The 16,145-nt window shown below is 69.1% G+C and carries 14 protein-coding genes; 10 read left to right on the top strand and 4 right to left on the bottom strand.

All coding sequences use genetic code 11. The features are described 5' to 3' along the window. Positions 1-133 precede the first annotated feature (133 nt). Positions 134-943 carry a UbiA family prenyltransferase gene (locus AMK27_RS37055; RefSeq protein WP_158076954.1) on the top strand — a complete coding sequence of 270 codons (810 nt, stop codon included), beginning with the start codon at positions 134-136 and terminating at the stop codon, positions 941-943. A 33-nt stretch (positions 944-976) separates the two neighbouring features. Here AMK27_RS37055 and AMK27_RS42805 read toward each other — a convergent pair whose 3' ends face one another. Continuing rightward, the gene (locus AMK27_RS42805; protein ID WP_158076953.1) at positions 977-1,681 is read right to left on the bottom strand and encodes an LmeA family phospholipid-binding protein; all 705 of its coding nucleotides are present in this window, start codon (positions 1,679-1,681) and stop codon (positions 977-979) included. 508 nt (positions 1,682-2,189) lie between these two features. On the opposite strand from AMK27_RS42805, the gene AMK27_RS43140 reads away from it, so the two are divergent. From AMK27_RS43140 to AMK27_RS37025, 6 genes are all read left to right on the top strand, one after another. Beyond that, on the top strand, positions 2,190-2,309 hold the full coding sequence (locus tag AMK27_RS43140; RefSeq protein WP_198956003.1) for an ALQxL family class IV lanthipeptide: 120 nt from the start codon (positions 2,190-2,192) through the stop codon (positions 2,307-2,309). A gap of 261 nt (positions 2,310-2,570) precedes the next feature. Further along, the gene (gene lanL / locus AMK27_RS37045) at positions 2,571-5,408 is read left to right on the top strand and encodes a class IV lanthionine synthetase LanL (RefSeq protein WP_073918201.1); all 2,838 of its coding nucleotides are present in this window, start codon (positions 2,571-2,573) and stop codon (positions 5,406-5,408) included. 74 nt (positions 5,409-5,482) lie between these two features. Next, on the top strand, positions 5,483-7,318 hold the full coding sequence (locus tag AMK27_RS37040; RefSeq protein WP_158076952.1) for an alpha/beta hydrolase family protein: 1,836 nt from the start codon (positions 5,483-5,485) through the stop codon (positions 7,316-7,318). Continuing rightward, the gene (locus AMK27_RS37035; RefSeq protein ID WP_073918197.1) at positions 7,315-9,126 is read left to right on the top strand and encodes an ABC transporter ATP-binding protein; all 1,812 of its coding nucleotides are present in this window, start codon (positions 7,315-7,317) and stop codon (positions 9,124-9,126) included. The genes AMK27_RS37040 and AMK27_RS37035 overlap by 4 nt, the downstream gene beginning before the upstream one ends. Before the next feature lie 4 nt (positions 9,127-9,130). Further along, positions 9,131-10,939: an ATP-binding cassette domain-containing protein gene (locus AMK27_RS37030; protein ID WP_073918195.1), complete on the top strand. Its 1,809-nt coding sequence runs from the start codon at positions 9,131-9,133 to the stop codon at positions 10,937-10,939. Further along, positions 10,936-11,979 (top strand): radical SAM protein, encoded by a 1,044-nt coding sequence (locus AMK27_RS37025; protein WP_073918193.1) that lies wholly within the window; start codon positions 10,936-10,938, stop codon positions 11,977-11,979. The genes AMK27_RS37030 and AMK27_RS37025 overlap by 4 nt, the downstream gene beginning before the upstream one ends. Positions 11,980-12,551: 572 nt before the next feature. Here the strand turns inward: AMK27_RS37025 and AMK27_RS37015 are convergent. Further along, positions 12,552-12,878: a WhiB family transcriptional regulator gene (locus AMK27_RS37015; protein WP_079188739.1), complete on the bottom strand. Its 327-nt coding sequence runs from the start codon at positions 12,876-12,878 to the stop codon at positions 12,552-12,554. Positions 12,879-13,156: 278 nt separating this feature from the next. On the opposite strand from AMK27_RS37015, the gene AMK27_RS37010 reads away from it, so the two are divergent. Next, positions 13,157-14,059 (top strand): YhjD/YihY/BrkB family envelope integrity protein, encoded by a 903-nt coding sequence (locus AMK27_RS37010; RefSeq protein ID WP_073918187.1) that lies wholly within the window; start codon positions 13,157-13,159, stop codon positions 14,057-14,059. 137 nt (positions 14,060-14,196) lie between these two features. Beyond that, the gene (locus tag AMK27_RS37005; RefSeq protein WP_073918185.1) at positions 14,197-14,634 is read left to right on the top strand and encodes a hypothetical protein; all 438 of its coding nucleotides are present in this window, start codon (positions 14,197-14,199) and stop codon (positions 14,632-14,634) included. 67 nt (positions 14,635-14,701) lie between these two features. Here the strand turns inward: AMK27_RS37005 and AMK27_RS37000 are convergent, their stop codons facing one another. Both AMK27_RS37000 and AMK27_RS36995 read right to left on the bottom strand, forming a co-directional pair. Continuing rightward, entirely contained in the window at positions 14,702-14,926 is a 225-nt protein-coding gene (locus tag AMK27_RS37000; RefSeq protein ID WP_073918183.1) for a three-helix bundle dimerization domain-containing protein, read from the bottom strand. Between the two features lie 140 nt (positions 14,927-15,066). Then, positions 15,067-15,399 carry a carboxymuconolactone decarboxylase family protein gene (locus tag AMK27_RS36995; RefSeq protein ID WP_073918181.1) on the bottom strand — a complete coding sequence of 111 codons (333 nt, stop codon included), beginning with the start codon at positions 15,397-15,399 and terminating at the stop codon, positions 15,067-15,069. A 275-nt stretch (positions 15,400-15,674) separates the two neighbouring features. Here AMK27_RS36995 and AMK27_RS36990 point away from each other — a divergent pair, with 275 nt between their 5' ends. Continuing rightward, entirely contained in the window at positions 15,675-16,103 is a 429-nt protein-coding gene (locus AMK27_RS36990) for an SHOCT domain-containing protein (protein WP_073918178.1), read from the top strand. The last annotated feature ends 42 nt before the right edge of the window (positions 16,104-16,145 follow it).

The raw sequence follows: 16,145 nt of genomic DNA, 5'->3' as shown, positions 1-16,145 counted from the left end.
TGCCCGACAGCTCGCTTCACCCCTTGGCGGGGACGTCCGCGAGGGTGCCGGGCCGTCCGGAGTTCCCCGTGTCGAGCGCCTGGTGGGAGAGGTCGTTTCCACGGCGACCCGAGAGGTCCGTACCTTCGCGGCCGTGGTTTCCTCGAACGTCCTGATCGCGCTTCTGCCCGCGCTGGTGACCATCTTGGCGGCCGCACGGTTCTCCGGCACCGAACCCGTCAGATCGGTGTGCTTCGGAGGCGTCCACTTCCTGTTGGCCATCTGCGTCTTCGATCTCTCCAACCAGATCGTGGGCGTGCCTGAAGACCGCGTCAACAAACCGTCGCGCCCTTTGGTCACCGGCCTTCTGACCTTACGAGGAGCCTGGTGGCGGCTCGCCGCCGCCACCGTGGCACTGCTCTTCAGCGGCTGGCTGCTCGGCATCGTCCATCTGGCGCTGCTCTGGGTCGTCGTGGCGGGCGCCAACAACCATCTCGGTCTCGCGAAGCGGCCCTTTCTCAAACCGCTCATCGTCGGCGTCCAGGCCGGGATTCAGCTGCTTTCGGCTTGGCAGGTCGGCGGCGGCGAACCCGCCCGGTTCGTGCCGTGCGTCATCGCGGTCTCGGCATTGTTGATGTTGTTGATGCCGCTGCAGGATCTTCGTGACGTGGCCGGGGACCGGTGCATGGGGCGCCGGACGCTTCCTCTCGTCTACGGAGCCCGGGCCGTGCGGATCTATCTGTGCGTAGGGTTCCTTCTCACTCCGGTCGCGGTCCGGCTGCTGGTCGAGGCCCATGTTCTGTGGACCGGAGGATGGGTCGAGGCCGTGGCGGCGGTCATCTGCGCAGCGACTGCCGTGCGCGTCGTCACCTTGAGGAGTCCTGCGAGTGACGACGCCACCTATCGCCTGCTGGTTCTCTGGTACACGGCCATGGCGGCCGCCCCGCTCGCTGCCACGTTCTGAACGCCGTCGAGGCAGCGGCGTGCGGCGCGCCGTTCACTGTTCCAGGGTTGCGGGGCCGCCGGAGAGGTCGAGCTGCAGGCCCGTGGAGGTGACGGCGAGCGCGTCCACCTTCAGTCCCAGAGGGAGATCCGACATGTCCACCGTCAGTTCTGCCTTGCTCTTGATCATGTCCGCCAGGCCGCTCGGGACCGGGTTTCCGGAGAATGTCGGATCACCTGCGGTGAGCGTCACCTTGTCCCCGGCCAAGGACGGCGTGAGCGGTATGTCGATTCCGCCACCCGGCCCGACATGCGCCACAAGCGTTCCTGTTTCCGGGTCGGCTTCGACGTTCCCGCCGCCTTCCGCCGACCGTGACGCCGACATCGCCTCTTCCGTCACCTCGGCTCGCACCTTGCTGGATTCAACGGACGCACCGGAAGAGTTCCGGGAGAGATTCATGAGGTGCGCAACGAAGTCCACCTTCACATTCTTTCCGAAATCAGCCTGACGGGCCTCCACCTTCACGTCGGAAAATTTTCCGCTACCCAACTGGAGAACCGCCGGAGTCGACCCGAGGCTGACTTCCGCATCCGTATGAATCCTCCGCTCGGCAACGGAAGCGATCTTCCAGGTAGCGTATCCACGCGTCGCCATTTCACCGAGAGGCAGCAGAACGGCAAAAGCGCCGAACACGCTTAGAGCGAGGGCGGTACGGCCTTTTGAGCGGAGGCAAGGAAACTTGTTGCGCCAAGAGTTCATGGCCTCACAGTAACTCAGCCGCTTCCAGTAGGGCGGCTCGCAGCGGAAATTCGTTGAGTACTCTCTACTTAAAGTTCGAGTTCCGGAAGAGTCGGGCATCCATGCATCACAGGTAACGCCGCGTCTACTCGGGAATCTTTTATGAGAAGGACCTGAGAAAGCTCTGAGAAATCCCGCGAAAGGCGTTTCGACGTTCGAATGCCCCACGCGGGGATCCAGCGCTGACGCCGCGGCCGGAGCCGTGGGGCGGTGTCCCGCTGCGCCCCGGCAGCGCGCCCGGCGCCTGGTGTCACGTCGGGGTCCGCACACCCGTCCGGGCGGTCCTCGCTCGGCCCGGACGGGTGCGGAAGCTGCGCGAACGCCACGCATCGGCCCGCTCAAAGGCCCTATGGAGCACGGCGATTGAGTAATGAACGCTCTCACTCAGATCTGGATCAACGTCTTAGCTGAGGAGCGTCGAGCGCTGTGAGGGCGCCTCATGCATGAGGTGAGGGGGTGAACGAACACCATGACGTTTGACGTCGACTTCCTGGAAGAGATCGTCGCGGACGAGCCGGAGGGTCTGTGGCCCTGCGAGAAGACGTGCACGGCGACCTGCGGGATCACGTGTACGGCCACGCAGGCCTGACCACCGGATGACACCTGAGCCCTGGCTCTCCTCGGTTGAGGAAGGAGGAGGAATGTCCGACAACATCGAACTTCTGGAGACGCTCGACAACGAGCAGATCGAGGGTCTGTGGCCGTGTGAGATCACGTGCTCCGTTTCCTGCGGCAGCACGTGTGAGAACACGCTCCCGTAACGCGGGCCCCGCGTTCCCCGGTGCGGCGCACGCCGCACCGGGGTCTCCGGACCGGTACTCCGACGGCCACCGTGACGCAAAGGACGAACATGCACAGAAAGACGGCGGCCGGGCGTGAGCCCCTCGCCGACCTCAGGCTTCTGACGGACCTGGCCGAGGCAGCCGTCGCCCGTCACGGCGGCGGCTGGACCCTTCGGAAGGACGACTTCTGGTGCCGTGTCGTCCCGCCGCGCCACTCCTCTGCGGACCAGGGCTGGAAGATCCACCTGTCCGCCACTCCGCTGTCCGCCCCCCTCGTTCTCGCGCGCGGAGCCGAGATCCTCCTCTCGGCCGGCTGCTTCTTCAAGTTCGCCCGAGACCTTGACAGGGCCACCACCTTGGTGGACCGGAACCAGCCACGTGGCTACGGCGGCAAGTTCCTGACGGCCTATCCGGAGGACAACGAGACATGCCGGGCTCTCGCCCGACGACTGCACGACGCGACCTCGGATCTTCACGGTCCTCGCATCCTGTCCGACCGCCCGTACGCTCCCGGAAGCCTCGTCCACTTCCGCTACGGCGTGTTCGCCGCGAAGCCGACGCTCACGCCTGACGGATCGTTCGAGTTCCTCCTCCGTGCTCCGGACGGAAGCCTCATCAAGGACGAGCGTCGAGCATGGTTCAGCCCCCCTTCGTGGGCCTCGTCCCCTCCCTTCGACGCACCTCCCCCTCGGCCGGCGGGGGATGCGACGACGGCCGTACTCGTGGGCGGACGTTTCCGCGTCTCCAAGGCGATCAAGCACGCCAACCGCGGCGGCGTCTATCGTGCGCTGGACCAGCGCACCGGCGCGGAGGTGGTCCTCAAGCACGCGCGCCCACATGTCGACGCCCGTCTCGACGGCACCGACGCACGGGACGTCCTGCGCCATGAGGCCCAGATCCTCGATGCGCTCGCCCCCCTGGGTATCGCCCCGCGCACCGTGGCGCTCGTCGAGCAACAGGGAAGCCTCTTCCTCGCGCAGGAACACGTCCCGGGCGTGACGTTGCGCCGCTGGGCCACCGATCATGTTCACGCGTCCGGGACGGGCACGGGCGTACCACTCCACGAGGTGGCGGCTCTGGCACCGAAGGTCGCGACGCTGCTGGACCGGGCACACGGCGTGCCTGGTCTCGTCCTGCGTGACGTCACCCCGCAGAACATCATGGTCACGCCTGACGGCGAGGTGGTTCTCGTCGACCTGGAGGGCGCCGTCACCGAGGGCGAGCCCGCACGCCGGATGTACACGCCCGCCTACGGCGCACCCGAGCAGAGCACGGCACCCCGCTTCGCTCCCGCCCCGGCCCGCAGTGTCGACGCGTACGCCCTCGGCATGGTGCTGTTCTTCCTGGCGACGGGCCGAGACCCTCTGATCGTCGGGCCGAGCCCTGGCACCGAGGCCGGCCAGGGCCGCAGGACCGCCTTGATCGAGGCGATGCAGGAGAGTCAGCCCGGGCTTCGCGCACTCGCCCCCGTGATCAAGGGGCTCACCGCCGACGAACCGACCGACAGGTGGCAGATACGTCAGGCGGTCGCACACTTGGAGCGCTCCGCGTCCGTCACCGGCTCCGTTGCACCACCGTACGAAGCGCGTCGTGCCGAGCCCGATGCGCGCGCCACCCCGGCGGACCCGAGTCGCATCTGCGGGACTCAGACCACGGCAGCGACAGGGAGTCACACCGAGAACCTCGTCGAGGGAGGTCTCCAGCACCTGCTGAACACGATGCGACCCGACGAGGACCGTCTGTGGATGTCGGGCCAGTTCGGCTCCACCACCGACCCCTGCAACGTCCAGCACGGCGCGGCAGGTGTGCTCGGCGTTCTGGTCCAGGCCGCCCGGTCGGTGAGCGACGCCACGTACCGGGAATCGGTTCAGCGGGTGGCCGAGTGGACCGCCCGACGTTCGCGGGAGGTTCCGAGTTCGCTGCCGGGACTGTACTTCGGCCGTTCGGGCACCGCATGGGCCCTCTACGACGCCGCCCGGTTCCTGGACGACGAGGAACTGGCGTCCCGTGCCGTGGAGATGCTGGAGACCGTCGCTCTCGACTGGCCGAACCCCGACATCTGCCACGGACTGTCCGGCGCGGGCATGGCCCTTCTCCACGTGGGCGGCGAGTCGGGCCGTCCCTCCCTGACCGCCTCCGCGCTCACCTGTGCGGATCGCGTCCTGGAAGGCGGTCGCAGGGAGAAAGGCCGGATCCTCTGGCCGATCCCATCGGAGTTCCGCTCGGACCTCGCCGGTGTGGTCCACTACGGGTTCGCCCACGGCGTCGCCGGAGCGGGAGCGTTCCTCCTGGCCGCAGCCCAGTTCTCCGGCCGACAGGCCTATCTCGACGCCGCAGTCGAAGCAGGACGGACGCTGTGCGCGGTCGCCGAGACGTCGCGCGGCGCGGCTCGTTGGCCCGCCGGCCCGTCGCCGCGACAGGACGGCCAACGGGACATGCAGCACTGGTGCAGCGGAGCATCCGGCGTCGGGACCTTCCTCGCACGGCTCTGGCGGGTCACCGGCGACGACCGCTCGCTCGATCTATCCCGGCAGGCGGCGGAAACGGTGCACCGGGCTCGATGGAACGTCGGCAACGCGGCCTGCCACGGGCTCGCGGGTGACGGGGACTTCCTCGTCGACATGGCTCAACTCACCGGTGACGCGCGCTATCAGCACATGGCACGCGACGTGGCCGAGGTCATGTACGTCCTGAGGGCCGAACGCGGAGGCCTCGGTCTCGTGACCGATGAGAGCGGCCACTCGGTGACCGCGGACTACGGCACGGGGCTCTCCGGAGCGCTGGGGTTCCTGATGCGGCTGGAGCACGGCGGAGCCCGGCTGTGGATGCCCGGTCCGCGCCGCAGCGCCACGCCGTTCCCCGGCATGCCCCGGCTCGCTCCCACGCCCCGGGCAGGGACGCCATGACGACGCACTCGGCGAACCGTCCCCTCAGTGGGCCGACGAGCGCCACGCGGACGAGCCGCTTCGCAGAGGCCACCGTGAGTGAGGAGCCTCATCGCAAGAGCTTCGCCTTCTCCGATCACGCCCGTCACATCGCGTGCCTCCGGCTGACCCGGAGCGGGTGGGGCGTGGAGTCGTGGTTCGGCGGCGCGGCGGACCGGACGCCGCGCATGCTCACCACCGGGGGTCAGTCACTGGCCACCCAGCTCGTCCCTCTCGACGACGGGAGGGTCGTACTCACCCGTCCGAGCGGAGGACGGCACGAGATCGTCCTGCTCGGTCCCGGCGAGGGCGACCACGAGGCGCAGGAACGGACCCTGGCCCGGTCCGATGCCCCTTCTCTACGGCTCGTGGCCGGCCAGGGACCGTCCTGGTCGGCCGTCGCCGTCACGACCGAAGAGGGTGGGTCGAGCCTCTGGACCGTAGCCGAGGATTCCACGAAGCTGCGCCTGGTGGTGCCGCAGAACCGCCTCCAGGGCATGCTGCGCAACGGTACGCGGCTGGACCGGCACGGTCTGCGCATGGGGTTCGACCTCCTCCAGGAGGGACGGTCCCGCCCGGTCGGCATCGACTTGATCACGGGCCGGGTCGAGCCCCTCACGAACCCCCCGGCTCCGGGCGGCGCGCAGGGCGCGCCCGAGGCGGACGGCACGGGTCGTTTGCTGCTCGCCGCCCCGGACGCCGAGACGGCTCTCCTCGTGTCGACCTCGGCATCCGGGACCCGGCTGGTCCTCGTCACCGACGGCGTCGAACGACCGCTGCCCGCAGCCGCCCTGGTCGACCCCGCGGGCGGTCCCACGCCCCTTCCGATCGCGCTGTCCCCCGATGCCCGGCACCTGCTGCTCCTCGTCACCGAAGGCGCCAGGACCCGCTTGCTCCGCGGCAGCCTCGACTCGAGGGCGCTGCCCGTCAAGGTTGCGGGCGACGCCGAAGCCCTCTTCCTTCCGTCCGCGCGGTGGACGGACCGGCTTCAGGTCATCGGAAGCACACCGGACGAACCCTCCCGTCCGTGGGTCATCGCCCCGCGCCGCACGCCCCCGGCACGGACGCGACGTGTGCCCCGTCGCCGGGCGGTTGCGCACACCGAGGTGCTCCCCGGTGCCGACGACGACATGGAGGTCGTGGTGTACGGCGGGCGGGACTGGTGTGTCAGCCGCCACCTCGTGATCGCGCTGCACGGGGGACCGGAGGCTTCCTGGAAGCTGGACCACTCCCCCTTCTTCCGGCGACTGGCGAAGGCCGGCATCGCCGTGGTCGCGCCCAACCAGCGAGGCAGTACGGGGTACGGGGCCGCCCACCGTCTGGCCGTGCGGGGGGCTTGGGGCGGTCCCGATCTGGATGACGTCCTCCGCATGAGCGAAGCGCTGGCCCGCCGGCGCAGGGGGATGCCCCCCATGACGCTGTACGGCGAGAGCTACGGAGCCCATCTCGCCCTTCTCGCCGCCGCGCACCGCCCACATCTTTGGTCACGGTGCGCCGTCAGCGCGCCGTTCCTTTCCCCGGAAAGCCTGCACGGCATGGCGAACACGTCCGTGCGGGCCTTCCTGGCCCGGCACGGGGCGTGGCCCCACCAGCCGTCCGGCTCGGCTCACGAGCCGAGGACCGCTGAGGCGTGCCTCGATCGGATCACCGCACAACTGCTCGTGGTGCACGGAACGGGCGACGAGGTCGTTCCCGTCGGTCAGTCGCTGGAACTGCGCCGACGGCTGGCGGCCCACGGGCGGCGCGAGGGAGAGGACTTCGTCGTCCGCGAAGCCTCCGGCGGACACAACGTGCTGTCGGGCCCCCAGGGATCCCGTCTCCAGGAGGAGGTCACCGCCTTCCTGCTGTCGGGATGCGGGGCTCTCATCCCGAGCGGAGGAGGAGACCTGTGAGGCGCTTCGCTCTCCGCAGCGCGCGCACCGGCAGCCCGCAAGCCAGCTCCCCCACGAGCTCCAGGGCCGGAAGAGACGCCGACCGGCTCCTGGTGCGGACCGTCGCCACGTCCCGGCGCTCCGCAGCGGTGCTCGTGCTCGGGGTGGCCCTGCGGTCGTTCACCTCGCTCCTCATCCCTGCCGCGATCGCCGCCGCCCTCGACTCGGCATCGCGGGAGCAGGGGCTCGCGCAGGCCGTCCGGCCGTCCGTTCTGCTCGTTCTGGGCGTACTCGCCTCCGCCGCCGTGCTTCTGGGCAGCGTCTACACGAGCGCCCGTGCCGCGGTGTGGCTCCGCGTCTCCTTGGCCCGTCATGTGCTCGCGGTCGGACAGACGGGCACACGCGACCTCCGGCACGGTGATCTCGTGACCCGGCTCGTGGGCAACGCGTCCGAAACGGCTGAGGCCTCCTACGGTCTGATCAGCCTGCTCAGCGGCTTCGTCACTCCGATCTGCGGTGTTCTCGCGCTGTGGGCGATCGACTGGACCGTGGCTCTCGCCTTCCTCCTGACCGCCGCTCCGATCACGACGATCTCCAGCAGGTTCTTCCGCTCGTACAGTCGGAATCAATCGCGCTACCAAGAGATCCAGGGCGAGCTCTCAGCGTCCCTCTCCGATGTGACGGACGGGGCGCGCAGCATCGCGGCGATGGGGACCGCGCAACGGGAGATCGACCGGGTCCTCCAGCCCCTGGCCCGCCTGTCTGCGGAAGGCCGGGAGTCCTGGACCGCCCAGAAGAAGGCCACGTGGCGTTCCTCGTTGCTGGCACCCGTCTGCGAGTTCACCGTACTGGTCGTGGCCGGGTTCAAGGTCAGCGCGGGAGACATCAGCCCCGGGAGCCTCGTGGCCGTGACCGCCTATACCGCCATGGCTCTCGGGCTCCTGGACAACCTCGACCCGCTGGCGCGACTGGCGCGAGTGCGTGCCAGTGCCGGTCGGCTCGTCGACGTCCTCGGACGGCCCACGCCGGAGGCAGGCGAGGTGACGCCGCCCGTCGGCCCCGGCGCCCTGACGCTGCGGTCCGTCACCGTGACGCGAGGCGATCAGGTCGTGCTCGACGCGGTCGACCTCGACGTCCCGGCCGGCTCCAAGGTGGCGGTGGTCGGCCGTTCGGGTTCGGGGAAGTCCGCTCTGGCCGGAGTCATCGGTCACCTGGTCCGGCCCGATTCGGGCGAAGTACGTCTGGACGGCGTGCCCGTGAGCACCATGGCCCCCGCAGCGCGGGCCCGGTCGGTGGTCTACGCCTTCGCCCGGCCGGAGCCCCTCGGCGGCACCGTCGGCGACGACATCACCTACGGACTGAGCCCCGAGCCGACCGACGAGGAGACCGTCGCGTCGGCGCGCACCGCCTGCGCCGACGCCTTCATCGACCGGCTGCCCGGCGGCTACGGCACGCCTCTCCACGGCCTGGCCCTGTCCGGTGGCGAACGTCAGCGCCTGGGCCTGGCTCGCGCCGCCGCTCGTCTCAAAGGCGCGTGCGTCCTCGTCCTCGACGAGGCCACCTCCCACTTGGACGCGCTGACCGAGGTCCTGGTCGGGCGCGCGTTCGACACCGGCAGGACCGAGATCGCGGTCACCTACCGGGCCGCCACCGCCGCCCGGGCCGACGTCGTGCTCTGGATGGAGGACGGGCGGATACGGGAAGCGGGCCCTCACGACCGGTTGTGGAACATACCGGCCTACAGGTCGGTCCTGGCTGTCGACGGGGGCGCCGTGGTCACTCCCCTCGAAGCCGTGTGCGAGTCGGCGAAAGCGGAACACGATGGATGAGCGGATGCGGGCCGACACGGGCTGGGCGCTGCTGCGGGACGAGATGCGGGGCAACGGCGCGGCCCTTCGGCGGCTCACGGTGTGGAGCACCGTGGAAGCGCTGCCCGCGCTGGTCACGGGAGTCGCCGTGGCGAAGGCTCTGGACGACGGATTCCTGGCCGGGCACCCGGCTGCCGGCACGTCCTGGCTCGCGGTCGTGGCGTTGGCGCTCCTCGTCAAGGCCTTGGGAGCCAGGGCGGTGTTCGCTCCGCTCGCCGATGTCGTCGAGGCACTCCGGGACGGTCTGACCAGGCGATTGGTCACCGCCACGGTGGGCCGGGCGGCCGCGGTCCGCCAGGGCCCCGACGCGTCCGTCATCGCGCAGTTGACCGGGCACATCGACACCGTGCGCACGCTCACGTCGGCTCTCCTGCGTTCCGTTCTCCGGATGGGCCTGACCGTCGTCATGGCCTTCGTCGGAGCGGTCAGCGTGTCACCCGTCGTGGGTCTGATCGCGGGGCCTCCCTTGATGGTCGCCGTCCTCGCCCTCTGGCGGGCGCTCCCGGTCATGGCACGCCGACGGCATGTCGCCGTTCTGGCCGGCGAGGCCGTGTCCCGGCGCATGGGACTGTTCGTCGCGGGGATGCGCGACATCACGGCGGCGGGTGCCTCGGAACGAGCGGTCGCGGACGTGACGGACGCGGCCGAGCTGCATGCAGCCGCGTTGCGGGCCGCGGCGAGGACGGACGCCACGCGGATCGCAGTGATCGCGGTCGGCTGTCATCTGCCCATGATCGCGCTGCTCGTCTCCGCTCCGTGGCTCCTGCGCGGTCACCTGCTGACGGTGGGCGAGCTGATCGGTGCCATGCTGTGTCTGACCCAGGGCATCGAGCCCGCCCTTCGTGCCGTCACCAATCTCCTCGGGGCGTGGGGACTGCAGCTCGGCGTGGTGGCAGGCCGCCTGCGGGAAGTCATCGACGGTGGGCCGTCGACCGCCGCACCGGGATCCCGGCCGGACCTGCCCCGGGGATCGGACCTGGAGTTCGACCGGGTCACGTTCGCCTTCGGCGCGTCCGCCACGCCGGTCGTGCGTGCCTTCAGTCTGGTGATCCCGCACGGAGAACACGTAGCGATCGTCGGGCCGAGTGGTATCGGCAAGTCCACGCTGGTCGACCTGCTGAGCGGCCTGCGCCCGGCCGACTCGGGAACGGTGCGCTACGGCGGCGTACCGCTGGACCGCATCCGCCCGGACGTACTGCGCCGCGAGGTCACCATCATTCCGCAAGAAGCCTGGCTCGCGCCGGGCACTCTCCGGGAGAACCTCCTCTATCTGGCGGCTGTTCCGAATCCGCGAGCTCTGGAGGAGTGTGTCGATCTCCTCGGCCTCGCACCTGTCATCGCAGCCGCGGGCGGACTGGACGCCTCCCTCTCCCACCGAGCGCGTTCGTTGTCGTCGGGGGAGCGACAGCTCCTCGCCCTCGGCCGCGCCTACCTCTCGCCCGCCCGGGTGGTCGTCCTCGACGAGGCGACGTCGTCGCTGGACGCGGAGACCGAGGCGCGCGCCGAGTCCGCCTTCGCCGGGCGTGAGAACACCACGTTGATCGTCGTCGCCCACCGGCTCACGTCGGCCGCTCGTGCCGACCGGACCGTCCTGCTCGAGGGTGACCATCCTCTGGTGGCCCCCCACTCCGATCTCCTGGGCATGTCCGCGCTCTACGCAGAGGCCGCCGCGCACTGGTCGGTGGATCACGTCACACGTCCGGTCGCCTGCGGGCGAAGTGCCCTCGAAGCCCCACCCCCGCCACTCGGCGACAATCAAGGAGCCCTGCCATGAACGGCCCCCGTGAAGTGAACTGGGACGTCACTTACGCCTGTCCCCTCCGCTGTACGCACTGCTACTCCGAATCGGGCCGCCGTCCCTCGCGCCGGCTCAAGCCGGAGGACCGGAAGAGGGTGGCGAAAGCCCTCATCTCGCTGAAGCCGAAAGCGATACAGCTGAGCGGAGGGGAACCTCTCCTCATGGAAGACCTTCCCGTCCTGGCCGGCATGTTCCGGGACGCCGGCATCGAGGTGGGCCTGTTCACCAGCGGCTGGCTGCTCGACCGTGCGCGCCTTGACGGTCTTCTCGGGGTGTTCTCCAGCGTGCACGTGAGCGTGGACGGGGCTACCGCGGCAGTGCACGACCGCATCCGAGGACGGGCCGGCTCCTTCGACCGGGCGATGCGCGCCCTCGAACTCCTCGACGAGGCTACCGGGAGCGGCACTCGGCCGCCTGTGGCCTTCGGAATCGACTGCACCCTGGTCCGCAGCAACTTCGACGACATGGAAGCCATGTGCCGGGACGTGGCGGGCCGGTTCGCCCACCTCGGGTACCTGTCCTTCGGCGCTGCCGTTCCCGGGGGCCTGGCGAACCGTGAGGGCTATGCGCGCCATGAACTCCTGACCGACGCGCAGTTGGACGCGCTCGCCCACCCGGAGCTGGGGGCGCGCCTGAGGGAGCTCGTGCCGCCCTCCCTCTCCGTACAGACCTTCGACGGGCGCGCTCTGCAGATGCACCCGGAGCTGGTCGCCCGGGGGTATGCCCTGACCAACCTCATGCAGGTGGAGCCCGACGGTCGCGTCCGGGGCATGGCGATGTACGAAGGCACGGTGGGAAGCCTGCTGGACGAGCCCGCCGACGTCCTCTGGAGCCGTACGCGGGACCGGGTCACGTCGGATTTCGTGGTGCGGACGCTCGCACCGGTCCGCACCATGGCCGAATGGGCCGAGGCGGCCCGCCGCATCGATCTCCATTTCGGCTCGGCGGCCGACCGCGCACGGATCGCGGCCCGGCCCCCGTTCTCACCAGAGGACACGAGCCCCGCCGGCCGATAGGCACGTCCCGCGTCGGCCGAGCGTCCGTCCAGGGGCACGGGTCGGGGCAGGCACACGCCATCGGGCTTGCCCGATCCCACAGCGGGCCGATATCGGAACTTTCTGCCTGATAGGGCAGAAAGTTGGATTTGGCCCCCCTTGTCACCAGAGTCCGTGAACGACCGGGTTCGCGCCTCAGTAGTTTCTACTCACCCGACGGGCCTGCGTGAGACGCCGGGCGGATGTGCGGAGCGAGTCGGACGCGCCGGGCTCGAACGCGGTCGGCGGTGGTGGGGCGTGGCATGCACGTCTTGTGGCAGGCGACGACAGCGAGGGCGGAGTGGTCGGCGACCCTGACGTCCTCGTCCTCGGGAACGCTCTGCGCTTGTACGTCGAGGAGCCGGGAGACGTCGATGCGGAGGGTCATCGGGCGGCGTCCGCGGCACGCTCCGGGGCAGCGGGCGGGATCTCGTCCGGGAATGCCTCGTCGAACTCGGCCCTACGTGCCTCGCCCCGCTTCGAAACTCCACACCGTTCGACACGGCCCCCGCCCGTGCGCAGGCGATACCGTTCCGGGACCGGGACGCCTGATATCAGGATGTCGGCCGAATCTCCCGGGCGCTTCTCACTCCGAGCGTCCGACGGAGCACTGCCTCGCTCGGAAGCTCTCGCTCCGTGAAACGCGAGCGTTCCTTTCCGTTCAATCCGCCCCAGACGCCATGCTTTTCACCGTGCTCAAGAGCTGTGCGAAGGCACGAGATTCTCGCCGGGCAGGCCTTGCAAAGCCGCTTTGCCACGCGGTCCCAGTTGCGGGGCGCGTCGGGCGGAGGGAAGAACACCTCCGGATCCACATCTGCAGTGGCGCAGAGCAGTTCACTTGTCCGCGGCCCGGGGATGTTCACAGTCGGAGAAGAAGTCATCGCAGTCTTTCCATCAGGTGCATACGCTGCGCACCCATCATGCGTTCTCCGGTTCCGTTTGCCGTGAGTGCAGAATACTCACTTGCCCTCCGCGGTAGAGGACCGTCCGGAATCCGAAATCTGACAGGGCCCGGGTGGCGTGCGACGGTGGATGGAGGACCGTGCCCCGGCCGCGCGCCGCCGCACGCGGTCGTCCCGCGCGGCCGGAGGGATCAGCCCTGGAGGTGTGCGTCATGCCTGCGAGGGACAGAGCATCGGGCAGGCCAGGTGACGACCGAATGGCGCGGCGGGGCGAAGAGGGGCTGCGCGGAGCGCCGGGCAGGAAGGACGCCAGGCGGGCCGGCCGGACCCGGTCCGCCGGTGAGTGGGGCCGGGCGAAGTACAGGGGATCATGGGCAGAGCACCTGTGGCGTCGGCTGGACGCGTTCGACTTCCTCAACCAGGCCATCCTGCTGGCCGCCACCCTCCTCCTCTGTGCAGTCCCGTTCATGCTCGTCGCGACCGCCCTCGCGGGCCGGTCGGCGGTGACGGGACTGAGCCGGCGACTGGGGCTCAGCGAACGGGCGGCCGCGGCCGTGGGTGACCTGTTCGCCTCGTCCGCGGCGACTTCGGCAGCGGTCACCGGCCTGTCGTGGGTGTTCTTCGTCCTGGGCGGCCTCGCCTCCGCCGGCTCGCTCCAGAAGCTGTACCAACAGATGTTCCAGCTGCGTCCGCAAGGTCTCCGGGACATCGTTCGCGCACTGGCCTGGCTGGGTCTGGTCGTGGGCTGCGCCGCTTTGGCGAGCGTCGTCGGGCATGGCATGTACGCCCAGGCGCCCGTCCTGTGGTGGATCGTCAACGTCCCGGCTTTCATCGCGTTCTGGTGGTTCACGATGTGGTTCCTGCTGGCGGGGCGCATCCCGTGGCGCAGCCTGGTGCCCTGCGCTGTCGCCACGGGCGTCCTGTGGATGGGGATGCTGGTCGTCTTCCACTTCGTGTTCTCCGGCATGGTCACGGAGTACGACGAGAAGTACGGCCCGATCGGTGTCGTCTTCGCCCTCATGTCGTTCTTCATCGCCGTCGGGGTGGTGATCATCCTCGGCGCGGCCACGGGCATGATGTGGCAGGAACGCGGCATGTCCTTCCGGAGCGCCGTGACCACACTGAGGCGGTCCTCGAGACGGCCGTCGGCCCGATCGTGACGGTGGACACGCACCCTGCATGAGTAGCCATTGCGGATCGAAGTGCCCGGCCTCCGGCGTAACGTGACTCTCTAGCGGACCGCATCGTGCAGTCCTATGCTGAGGAAGGCATTCCGTGAAGGCGCGAGGTGGCACAGATGACGAACGCTGACATCAGACGCAAGATCTTGCGCATCAATTCATACTTCCTCATGGCGTTCGGTGGCGTCTCGATCATCACAGGTGACATCTGGTCAATCTGGTTCGCTCCCGGCCCGTGGGAGGAAATGCTGAGGGGCGAACCCTCCGTGGGAATCGGCGGCCTTGAAGCCCACGGGCTCGCCTTTCTTTTCGGAGTGATGCTGTGGCGCGCGAGCCGCACTGCTCCGGCGAGGCAGTGGCACGTATACGCGGCTGTCGCTCACGCCTTCCTCGCGTTGTGCAACATTCTCCTCTGGGACATCTACACCCTAGTCGGCGCCGTCGCCCTCGGATACATCTCGACCATCGCCCACATCGTCTTCGCGACGGCCGAAACGATCGCTGCGACCCGGCTCTACGACGCCGAGCCTCGCGAGCGGCAGAACGCGGCCTGAGCCGTCGTCGACGCGCCGACCCCCGAAGGAGGGCGGTGCGTCGACGATCCGGGGAGCGGCGATGGCATCAGCCCGCGCCGGGCCTAGCATTCTCCCTTCCGGAGGGGAGCAGCTCGTCGGCTCTGCTCTCCATCAGGACGGGAAGGTAGTCGGGGACGCGCGCGTACCGGAATTCCTCGTAGGCCGTTCGTACCGCTTCTCTCACCAGAGCGGCAGCCACGTGAGGATGCGCCTTCTTCAACCGGTCGGTGACATGGCCGATGACATCGACGGCGTCCGCAGGTGTTGCCATGGCGCCCCTCCGCCCTGGTCGAATCCGTTGCCCTCACACCCCCGCGTGAGCGCGACACTCGCGTGCAGCCGCCGACAGCCGCGGTCATGGCCGAGACGCCGGATTCCACTGCTGCGAGTGCCGCCTCGTACAGGCTCCCCTTACATCGAGTCCTGAGCCTGGGCTTCCGCCTCGGCCACCGCGATGGTCATGCCGAGACCCTTCGCGATGTTGCCCGCGGCAGTCATCACCCGGGCTGTTCCCACCACCGGGGCGATGGCGACCAGGACGTCCTGGACCTGCTCGGCCGTCAGGCCGGCTTGGATCGCGGGGTCGATGTGGGCGACGTAGGAGACAGGAGGGGCGTCCGAAGCCGCGAGGGCTGCGATCCGAGTGAGCAAGAACGTGTCTGGGGGCAGACCACACCGCTCCACCGAGTCAACGGTCATCGCGGCGAGGGTGTCCAGGACGGGGGTTTCCGATGCTGTGGCCATGGCGGGGCTTCTCCCATCGGGGCCATGAAACAGTGATTGGTCCGGGCAGATGCCGCTCCCCCATGGCGTCAGGCCGCCCACCTGCCAACTGTACGACCGGCTCTCCGGGGCTGCCTGTTCGAGGCGTACGTCGTCCCGGCTCCGGCGTCGGCGGCCGCCGACGCCGGATCCCCTCGTCGTCCCTGTCGGCAGACGTGCTCCTCGACGTGCGCGTGTGCGGACGCGGAGGCAAAATAGATCGGTGGGAATTCGGTTGACTGCGGGGCGGAGGAGACATGTACCTGGCCTACGACTTTCCCCTGCTGAGCGCTTTCTGGTCGATCTTCTGGATCTTTCTGTGGATCCTCTGGTTCATGCTTCTGTTCAGGGTCATCCTCGACATCTTTCGTGATGACGAGCTGAGCGGGTGGGCGAAGTTCGGCTGGCTCCTGTTCACCGTCGTGCTTCCCTTCGTCGGTGTCTTCGTCTACGTCATCGCGCGAGGCAAGGGAATGGGGAACCGCGAGCGGAAGCACGTCCAGGCGCAGCAACGGGAGATGGACACCTACATCCGCAACGCTGCGGGCAACGGGGGACGCAGCCAGGCGGATGAACTCACGAAGCTCTCCGACCTTCGCGCCCGCGGCGACCTGACCGAGGAGGAGTTCCTCCACGCGAAGGCCCAGGTCATGGCCGGCGACGGCAGGGTGGCGACCCGCCGCTGAAGGACGTCGCCCGGTCACGTCAATGACAGTTCGGTGGGGGTC

The sequence above is a fragment of the Streptomyces sp. CB02009 genome (assembly GCF_001905825.1).
Classification (GTDB): Bacteria; Actinomycetota; Actinomycetes; order Streptomycetales; family Streptomycetaceae; genus Streptomyces.
Note: the sequence above shows the minus strand (reverse complement) of the source record. Positions and strands in the feature narration are given on the sequence as shown.

Bases quoted from the DNA above. Each gene is read 5' to 3' on its own strand.
- AMK27_RS37000 (WP_073918183.1), bottom strand. From the start codon at position 14,926: ATGGCAACACCTGCGGACGCCGTCGATGTCATCGGCCATGTCACCGAC.
- AMK27_RS36995 (WP_073918181.1), bottom strand. From the start codon at position 15,399: ATGGCCACAGCATCGGAAACCCCCGTCCTGGACACCCTCGCCGCGATG.
- AMK27_RS37025 (WP_073918193.1), top strand. From the start codon at position 10,936: ATGAACGGCCCCCGTGAAGTGAACTGGGACGTCACTTACGCCTGTCCC.
- AMK27_RS36990 (WP_073918178.1), top strand. From the start codon at position 15,675: ATGTACCTGGCCTACGACTTTCCCCTGCTGAGCGCTTTCTGGTCGATC.
- AMK27_RS37015 (WP_079188739.1), bottom strand. From the start codon at position 12,878: ATGACTTCTTCTCCGACTGTGAACATCCCCGGGCCGCGGACAAGTGAA.
- AMK27_RS37005 (WP_073918185.1), top strand. From the start codon at position 14,197: ATGACGAACGCTGACATCAGACGCAAGATCTTGCGCATCAATTCATAC.
- AMK27_RS37010 (WP_073918187.1), top strand. From the start codon at position 13,157: ATGGCGCGGCGGGGCGAAGAGGGGCTGCGCGGAGCGCCGGGCAGGAAG.
- AMK27_RS37030 (WP_073918195.1), top strand. From the start codon at position 9,131: ATGCGGGCCGACACGGGCTGGGCGCTGCTGCGGGACGAGATGCGGGGC.
- AMK27_RS42805 (WP_158076953.1), bottom strand. From the start codon at position 1,681: ATGAACTCTTGGCGCAACAAGTTTCCTTGCCTCCGCTCAAAAGGCCGT.
- AMK27_RS43140 (WP_198956003.1), top strand. From the start codon at position 2,190: ATGACGTTTGACGTCGACTTCCTGGAAGAGATCGTCGCGGACGAGCCG.
- lanL (WP_073918201.1), top strand. From the start codon at position 2,571: ATGCACAGAAAGACGGCGGCCGGGCGTGAGCCCCTCGCCGACCTCAGG.